Source organism: Moorena sp. SIO4A1, assembly GCF_010672065.1.
Lineage (GTDB): Bacteria > Cyanobacteriota > Cyanobacteriia > Cyanobacteriales > Coleofasciculaceae > Moorena.
The window spans coordinates 1-1,208 of sequence record NZ_JAAHHX010000889.1 but is presented as its reverse complement, the minus strand read 5'-3'; the positions used below and the strand labels follow the sequence as shown (position 1 = coordinate 1,208).

The window sequence follows — 1,208 nt, the reverse complement described above, 5'->3', positions numbered from 1 at the left end:
GCAAAAGAACTTGAGTAACCGCCTAGATGAGCTAGCTGATATTCTATCCATTGATGACATCATTAAGCAGATTCCTGAAACGTGCGATCGCTTAATTTTAATCCCCCATCAGTATTTACATTTGTTACCCCTTCATGCTTTACCTATCAACAGTCAGCAGGGAGAAGGTAAATCTGAAATTCTGATGGATCGCTTTCCAGCAGGGGTAAGTTATGCTCCTAGCTGTCAGCTACTTCAACTTGCTAAAACCAGAGAACGCCGGGACTTTACCCACCTGTTTGCGGTTCAAAACCCTACTGATGATTTGGATTACACTAACCTAGAAGTGGAAGTGATTAAATCATTTTTCCAGGCTGCTGAAGTCTTAGCCAGTCAAGACGCAAAGGAAGCTGCTGTCAAAGTGAATCAGAACTTGACAACAGCCCACTGTTGCCACTTTTCCTGTCATGGCTATTTCAACCCAGAATCACCTGTAGAATCAGCACTCCTTTTAGCGGAAGTTAAAACAAAACAGATAGTCCAAGACAAAACTACAGAAGATGGATTTCTGACTTTAGGGGAAATCTTTGGCCTCAAATTAGAACAATGTCGCCTTGTCACTCTTTCGGCTTGTGAAACAGGATTAATCGACTTCCAGAATAGCAGCGATGAATACATTGGTTTACCCAGTGCTTTCCTAGTTGCGGGTAGTCCAGCGGTGGTTTGTAGCCTGTGGGCGGTAAACGATTTATCTACAACGTTGTTGATGATTAAATTTTATGATAATCTGCTAAACTACCAGATGTCCTTAGCAGTTGCCCTTAATAAAGCGCAACTCTGGCTGCGGGATGTGACTAAGGAAAATTTATTGCTCTGGATTAAGAGGTTATCTATAAAGGGTTATCAAAAGCTGTTTTTGAGTGCTCCGCTTTTGAAGAATGATGATTTTCGGGATCTAAGCCTCAGCGAGGAGCCTTTTGAAGAACCCTATCTAAGCCCCAGCGATAAGCCTTTTGAAGAACCCTACCATTGGGCAGCATTTTGTGCAATTGGTCAATAGGAGTTAAGACTATGAACACTGAGATTCAAGCAATAGGAAATTTCATCAAGCTAATCAACACGCAACCAGATCTTTTTTCTGAACAGGATCGCAATGAACTGGAAGCGATAATTACTCCCCTATCTAATCATGATGTGGAGGGATTAGCAGATGAGATTGATAACTGGTG

Annotated in this window: 1 protein-coding gene; it reads left to right on the top strand. The window is 42.0% G+C overall.

What is annotated here, in order from left to right:
• The coding region (locus F6K53_RS43815; protein ID WP_293087086.1) for a CHAT domain-containing protein at positions 1-1,039 on the top strand (1,039 nt) is incomplete at its 5' end.
• Positions 1,040-1,208 lie beyond the last annotated feature (169 nt).